Raw genomic sequence first — 6,984 nt, 5'->3', positions numbered from 1 at the left:
GCTTAACTGACTGGCATTAGGCCAATTGGCCCGTTTCTTATTTCATGCGATTTACTTCACCACGCGTAATGAAGGGCGCCCACCACGCGGTGGCGGTTCATCATCCGGCGAGTGATCGTTATCAGCCGCATCGTCGGGACGATCGCCATCAATCACTGACATCATCGTCTCTTCCTGGCCTTCCTGTTCGTTGGTTTCCAGCTCGTAAGCCGGTTCCGGTTCGAACATGGTGCCAGCACCGTTTTCACGTGCGTAGATGGCCAGCACAGCGGCCATTGGCACAGAAACCTGGCGCGGCACGCCGCCAAAGCGCGCATTGAAACGCACTTCGTCATTGGCGAGGTCGAGGTTACCGACAGCGCGCGGCGCAATGTTCAGAACGATCTGGCCATCACGCGCATACTCCAGCGGCACCTGCACACCAGGCAGATTGATGTCGACCACCAGATGCGGCGTTAACTGGTTGTCGAGCAGCCAGTCATAAAACGCACGCAGCAGATACGGACGACGAGCCGTTAGTTGCGACATTTCCATACATTAGCCCCGGGCTTGCAGGCGCATTTCACGTTCCGCTTCCGTTAATGAAGCGAGGAAAGAGTCACGTTCAAATACGCGCGTCATGTAGCCTTTCAGCTCTTTAGAACCGGCACCAACCAGTTCAACGCCCATTTGCGGCAGGCGCCACAGCAGCGGTGCCAGGTAGCAATCAACCAGGCTGAACTCTTCGCTCATGAAGAACGGCGTGCGAGAGAACAGCGGGGCAATCGCCAGCAGCTCTTCACGCAGTTGTTTGCGTGCCGCATCGGCTTCAGCATTGTTACCGGTTTCGATAGCACGCATCAGCGTGTACCAGTCCTGCTCGATGCGGTGCATCATCAGGCGGCTTTCACCACGGGCAACCGGATAAACAGGCATCAGCGGTGGATGCGGGAAACGCTCATCCAGGTATTCCATGATGATGCGTGATTCATACAACGTCAGTTCACGGTCGACCAGCGTTGGTACAGTGCGATACGGGTTGAGGTCAATCAGATCCTGCGGCAGGTTATCCGTTTCAACCTGCTCGATCTCCACGCTGACGCCCTTTTCAGCCAGTACAATACGTACTTGATGGCTAAAAATGTCAGTCGGACCAGAAAACAGCGTCATTACCGAACGTTTGTTGGCAGCGACAGCCATGAAAACCTCCAAGTTTGTTCACAAAAAGATACTGCGAATAGCCAACCACGCGGCGACTCACCTGCTCATCAGATTCGCACACAGCCAACGTCAGTGGCGCTTTTCCGTCGTCCCGACAGAAATAACGCGCACAACGCTCCGGCTTGCGGGCGCAAAGTGTCAGTGAGTTTACCAGATTTTAAGCAGCTTGTGGGGCAGGGATAATGATTTGCGGGCAAAATGCGGGTAAAGCTCGCGTTTTTAGCGTGAAAAATCGTGAATGGCGGCAATAAAAAACCCGCCGAAGCGGGTTTTTTGAGCAAATTGTGTCTGCCGAAGCAGCAACAATTAACGCTTAGAGAACTGCGGACGACGACGTGCTTTACGCAGGCCGACTTTCTTACGTTCAACTTCACGTGCGTCACGGGTAACGAAGCCCGCTTTACGCAGTTCAGGACGCAGAGACTCGTCGTATTCCATCAGAGCGCGTGTGATACCGTGACGGATCGCACCAGCCTGACCAGAAATACCACCACCTTTAACAGTGATGTACAGGTCAAATTTACCAACCATATCAACCAGCTCCAGCGGCTGACGCACGACCATGCGTGCAGTCTCGCGACCGAAGTATTGCTCCAGTGAGCGCTGGTTAATTACGATGTTACCGCTACCCGGCTTGATGAAGACGCGAGCGGCAGAGCTTTTGCGGCGACCAGTGCCGTAGTTTTGAGTTTCAGCCATTGCCTATAATCCCGATTAAATGTCAAGAACTTGCGGTTGCTGCGCCGCGTGAGTGTGCTCGTTGCCTGCGTAAACTTTCAGTTTACGGTACATAGCACGACCCAGTGGGCCTTTCGGCAGCATGCCTTTAACCGCGATTTCAATCACACGCTCAGGACGGCGCTCGATCATCTCTGCAAAGGTCGCTTGCTTGATACCACCGATGTGGCCAGTGTGGTGATAGTAAATCTTGTCATTACGCTTGTTGCCGGTTACAGCAACTTTCTCAGCGTTCAGAACGATGATGTAATCACCGGTATCAACGTGCGGAGTGTATTCCGCTTTGTGCTTACCACGCAGACGGCGCGCCAGTTCAGTCGCCAGGCGACCCAAGGTTTTGCCCGTTGCGTCAACAACATACCAGTCACGCTGTACGGTTTCTGGTTTAGCTGTAAAAGTTTTCATTGAAAAGCTTACCCAAATAAAAAGTTACACGTTGGTGAAATCCCAAACGCTAAGTAAACGATTGAGGCTCACACGACCATTTTGCCCAGCAAGCCACCCCTTCAAGTGAGTTACCGGATCACATCGAGTTCTTGGGAAAGAAAACCGATGCTGTAACGTGGGGTCGCAAGATTATAGAGAAGTCGAATTCAAAGATCGAACCTTTTTGCATCGAAATCCTGCGATTTTTGCCCACGTCATCAGGGCAGATGCGGCAGACGCAAATACTCTTCGCTTTGCATCTCCTGCAAACGCGACAAGCAGCGTTGATACTCAAACTTCAGGCGCGTGCCCTGATAAATTTCAAACAATGACGTTTCGGCCGCCACCACCAGTTTCACGTGGCGCTCGTAGAATTCATCGACCAGCGCCAGGAAGCGGCGTGCCTGATCTTCCGTCTTGTAAATCATCACCGGCACATCATACAGCAATACGCTGTGGAAGCGGCGTGATAGCTCGATGTAGTCATGTTGGCTACGCCCGGTGCCGCACAGCGTGAGGAAATCGATCGCCAGCACGCCTTCGTTAACGCCCAGCGTTGGCATCTCACGATGGTTAATGTCCAGCACGGGGGCATCTTCACGCGGCTTACCTGAAAGCGCGCGGAACATGCGCTCCATTTCGGCATGCGTGTCCTCATTGAGCGGAAAATTCCACAGATGGGCTGACGTGAGGGTACGCAAGCGATAGTCGATACCCGCATCGACGTTCATCACATCACAATGACGTTTGATCTGCTCGATGGCGGGCAGAAAACGCGGGCGCTGCAGGCCATTACGATAGAGATCGTCAGGCGGAATATTGGAAGTCGCCACCAGCGCAATGCCGCGATCAAACAGCGCTTGCATCAGCGTACCTAACAGCATCGCATCCGTAATGTCTGAAACGAAGAATTCGTCGAAGCAGAGAATATCGGTCTCCGCTTTAAAGCGGTCGGCCACGATCAGCAGCGGATCGCTATGGCCTTGTAACTGCGTCAGTTCTTCATGGACGCGCAGCATAAAGCGGTGAAAATGGAGACGAAGTTTGCGGTCGCCAGGAATAGACTGAAAAAACAAATCCATTACCCAGGTTTTACCGCGACCCACGCCGCCCCACATATACAGCCCGCGCACCGGGGCTTCGCTGCTGCTTTTCTCTTTACCCATCAGCTTTGACAGGCGGCCAAACAGCCCTTTCGCCGCAGGTTCCTGCGAGGGCTTGCGGGCAATCAATCCTTGCTGGATAGCATCTAAACGGGTAATGGCTTCACGTTGTACATCATCCGGGCGGAACTCGCCCTGTGACAGCGCCTGCTCATAGCGGGCAAGCGGAGATGAAGTTTGCATGGTTCTCTCAGAATCCCTGAAAAAGTCCGATTCACGGGTCGGTTGGCGAAAATTAGGCCGCTCTACAGTAAGCGATGCAGCCCGATAGTTCCACTTCCATAAGATTATTGGTTATAGTGGCTGCTATTGAAGTGGAAACAGAAGCAATGCCCTACGAAGCAACGGAAATTACACGGGAGTCATTATGACCTGGGAATACGGGCTGATTGGTTTAGTGATTGGCATTATTGTCGGCGCAGTCGTCATGCGTTTTGGCAACAAGAAGCTGCGTGAGCAGCGAAGCATGCAGTACGAGCTGGAAAAATCGAAGGCTGAGCTGGCAGATTATCGCGAAGAGCTCACCAACCACTTTGCGCGCAGCGCAGAATTGCTGGACAACATGGCACATGACTACCGCCAGCTGTATCAGCATATGGCGAAGGGTTCGAATGACCTGCTGCCAAATCTGCCGGGCGAAAAAAATCCGTTTGCTTATCAGTTAACGGAAGCCGAAGCGGACAACGATCAGGCACCGGTGCAAATGCCGCGTGATTACTCTGATGGCGCATCGGGTTTGCTGCGTGGTAGCGACCGCACTCCGCGTAAATAATCCTTTTGGGGCACAGCGTAGCTGTGCCCTTTTTGTTTTCCGAACACTTACGCCAAACTACTGTCACACTTTCTATCCCCTTTCTTCTTTCGCAGCGAGAGCGTTGTAGCAATGAAAAAACAAGCACGACTGTTAAGCGCATTAGCCTTGAGTATTGGGATGAGTCTGGCGGCAACGCCTGGCGCGATGGCGACGCTGCCCGCACAGGTGCAGGGACAAGCACTGCCGAGTCTGGCACCCATGCTGGAAAAAGTTCTGCCCGCGGTCGTTAGCGTGCATGTTGAAGGCACCGACAGCGGCCAGCAGGCACAGGATATTCCTGAACCGCTGAAGCGTTTCTTTGGCCAGGCTCCTGGACAATCCCAGCCACAGCCGTTTGAAGGCCTTGGTTCAGGCGTGATCATTGATGCGGCAAAAGGCTACATCCTCACCAACAATCACGTGGTAAATGGTGCGGATAAAATCAGCGTCCAGCTCAGCGATGGCAATGAATATGATGCCAAGCTGATTGGCCATGATGAGCAAACCGATATCGCGCTGATCCAGGTTGAAGGCGCTAAAAATCTGACGCAGGTGAAAATCGCCGACTCCGACTCACTGAAAGTGGGCGATTTTGCCGTGGCTATCGGTAACCCCTTCGGTCTTGGCCAAACGGCCACCTCCGGCATTATTTCGGCGTTGGGCCGCAGCGGGTTGAACCTTGAAGGTCTGGAAAACTTCATCCAGACCGATGCAGCGATCAACCGGGGTAACTCTGGCGGTGCGCTGGTGAACCTGAATGGCGAGTTGATCGGTATTAACACCGCGATTCTGGCCTCCAGCGGCGGCAACATCGGTATCGGCTTCGCGATCCCAAGCAATATGGCAATGAACCTCGCGCAGCAGCTGATTCAGTCTGGTGAAGTGAAGCGTGGTCAGTTGGGCATTAAAGGCACCGAAATGACGCCTGACATCGCCAAAGCTTTCAACGTTGACGCACAGCGCGGTGCCTTTGTTTCAGAAGTGCTGCCTAACTCGGCGGCGCAGAAAGCGGGCATTAAAGCGGGCGACATCATCACCTCCATCAATGACAAAGCGATCACCAGCTTTGCCGAGCTGCGCGTAAAAGTGGGCACCACCCCACCAGGTCAGCAGGTGAAAATTGGTCTGCTGCGTGAAGGCAAACCGGTGACCGTGACCGTGACGCTGGAACAGAGCGCGCAAACCACCGCCAGCGCCCAGCTGATATCTCCGGCGTTACAAGGTGCCACCTTGAGCGATGGTGCCTCTAAAGCCGGTGATAAAGGCGTGAAAGTGGATGCCATCGAAAAAGGCACGCCAGCGGAGCAGGCAGGTTTGCAGAAAGATGATGTGATTGTCGGTGTGAACCGCGATCGCGTGACCTCGCTGGCTGAAATGCGTAAAGCGCTGGAAAGTAAACCCGCGATCCTGGCACTGAACGTGGTGCGCGGCGACGAGAGCATTTACTTACTTATGCGATAATCCTCGCAACAGGCGGACAAGCAGGTGTTTGTCCGCCTTTCTCATGTTATTCTGCCCAGCGATCCCACCTTTCCTGAAATAACACCATGTTTCTTAAACTTTTGCGTTCTGTGGTGATGGGCCTGATCGTAGCGGGTTTGCTGCTGGTTGCGATTCCTGCGCTGCGTATGAGCAGCAACGTCACCTTTGATCATGACAACAGTGATGATGAATCCCCCGTGAGTTTCAATCAGGGGGTGCGCCGCGCTGTGCCTGCGGTGGTCAACGTCTACAACCGCAGTGCCCATGGCAACAACAATCGCGGTATCACCACGCTGGGTTCTGGCGTGATCATGAACGTGAAAGGCTACATTCTCACGAACAAGCATGTGATTAATAACGCCGACCAGATCATCGTGGCGTTGCAGGATGGCCGCTTCTTTGAAGCCACTTTAGTGGGTTCAGATGCGATGACCGATTTAGCGGTGCTGAAGATCAGCGCCACTAACCTGCCGGTAATTCCGATTAACGCGAACCGTATCGCACATATCGGCGATGTGGTGATGGCGATTGGTAACCCCTACAACCTCGGGCAGACCGTCACTCAGGGCATTATCAGTGCCACCGGGCGCGTGGGCTTGAGCTCATCGGGTCGTCAAAATTTCCTGCAGACCGATGCATCCATCAATCAGGGCAACTCAGGCGGTGCGCTGATTAACTCGCTCGGCGAACTGATGGGCATTAACACCCTGACATTTGATAAAAGCAATGATGGCGAAACGCCGGAAGGGATTGGCTTTGCGATTCCAACCGCGTTGGCAACCAAGATCATGGATAAGTTGATTCGTGACGGTCGTGTCATTCGTGGCTATATCGGCATCACCGGCCGTGAGCTGCCGCCGCTACACGGTCAGGGCAGCAGTCTGGATCGTGCACAGGGTATTATCGTCAGTGAGGTTACGCCAGGCGGGCCAGCCGATCAGGCAGGGATTCAAGCCAATGATGTGCTTTTACAGGTGAACGGCAAACCGGCGCTGTCGGCGCAGGAAACCATGGATCAGGTCGCCGAGATTCGTCCAGGATCGGTGATTCAGGTGCAGGTACTGCGTAACGAACAGAAGATGATGCTGCCGGTCACTATTCAGGAGTTTCCAGAGGCACCTGCCGCACCCACGACGCAGCAGTAACGATGAAATGAACAGCGGCGCAATACATGCGCCGCTG

At 53.8% G+C, this 6,984-nt stretch carries 8 protein-coding genes; 3 read left to right on the top strand and 5 right to left on the bottom strand.

Annotated features, from left to right (window positions below; genetic code table 11):
- Nucleotides 1-51: 51 nt before the first annotated feature.
- The 5 genes from sspB to zapE all read right to left on the bottom strand — a co-directional run bounded on the left by sspB (nt 52) and on the right by zapE (nt 3,710).
- Nucleotides 52-534 carry a ClpXP protease specificity-enhancing factor gene (gene sspB, locus VI01_RS22155; protein WP_034826642.1) on the bottom strand — a complete coding sequence of 161 codons (483 nt, stop codon included), beginning with the start codon at nt 532-534 and terminating at the stop codon, nt 52-54.
- 3 nt (nt 535-537) lie between these two features.
- Nucleotides 538-1,179, bottom strand: coding sequence for a stringent starvation protein SspA (gene sspA, locus VI01_RS22150; protein WP_034826645.1), 642 nt, complete (start codon nt 1,177-1,179; stop codon nt 538-540).
- A 327-nt stretch (nt 1,180-1,506) separates the two neighbouring features.
- Nucleotides 1,507-1,899 (bottom strand): 30S ribosomal protein S9, encoded by a 393-nt coding sequence (rpsI, locus tag VI01_RS22145; RefSeq protein ID WP_034826648.1) that lies wholly within the window; start codon nt 1,897-1,899, stop codon nt 1,507-1,509.
- Nucleotides 1,900-1,914: 15 nt separating this feature from the next.
- Nucleotides 1,915-2,343 carry a 50S ribosomal protein L13 gene (gene rplM / locus VI01_RS22140; RefSeq protein ID WP_038649517.1) on the bottom strand — a complete coding sequence of 143 codons (429 nt, stop codon included), beginning with the start codon at nt 2,341-2,343 and terminating at the stop codon, nt 1,915-1,917.
- Between the two features lie 239 nt (nt 2,344-2,582).
- Nucleotides 2,583-3,710 carry a cell division protein ZapE gene (gene zapE / locus VI01_RS22135; RefSeq protein ID WP_038649520.1) on the bottom strand — a complete coding sequence of 376 codons (1,128 nt, stop codon included), beginning with the start codon at nt 3,708-3,710 and terminating at the stop codon, nt 2,583-2,585.
- 184 nt (nt 3,711-3,894) lie between these two features.
- Between zapE and zapG the strand changes: the two genes are divergently transcribed.
- The 3 genes from zapG (at nt 3,895) to degS (ending at nt 6,947) form a co-directional block, all read left to right on the top strand.
- Nucleotides 3,895-4,299, top strand: coding sequence for a Z-ring associated protein ZapG (gene zapG, locus VI01_RS22130; RefSeq protein WP_034826655.1), 405 nt, complete (start codon nt 3,895-3,897; stop codon nt 4,297-4,299).
- Between the two features lie 111 nt (nt 4,300-4,410).
- Nucleotides 4,411-5,781, top strand: a complete 1,371-nt coding sequence (degQ, locus tag VI01_RS22125) for a serine endoprotease DegQ (protein ID WP_045816643.1) — start codon at nt 4,411-4,413, stop codon at nt 5,779-5,781.
- Nucleotides 5,782-5,867: 86 nt separating this feature from the next.
- Entirely contained in the window at nt 5,868-6,947 is a 1,080-nt protein-coding gene (gene degS / locus VI01_RS22120; RefSeq protein ID WP_038649525.1) for an outer membrane-stress sensor serine endopeptidase DegS, read from the top strand.
- Nucleotides 6,948-6,984: the final 37 nt, after the last annotated feature.

Source organism: Pantoea sp. SM3 (assembly GCF_000963995.1).
GTDB classification, from domain to species: domain Bacteria; phylum Pseudomonadota; class Gammaproteobacteria; order Enterobacterales; family Enterobacteriaceae; genus Pantoea; species Pantoea rwandensis_B.
The sequence above is the reverse complement of the archived record's forward strand: the minus strand, read 5'-3'. Positions and strand labels throughout refer to the sequence as shown.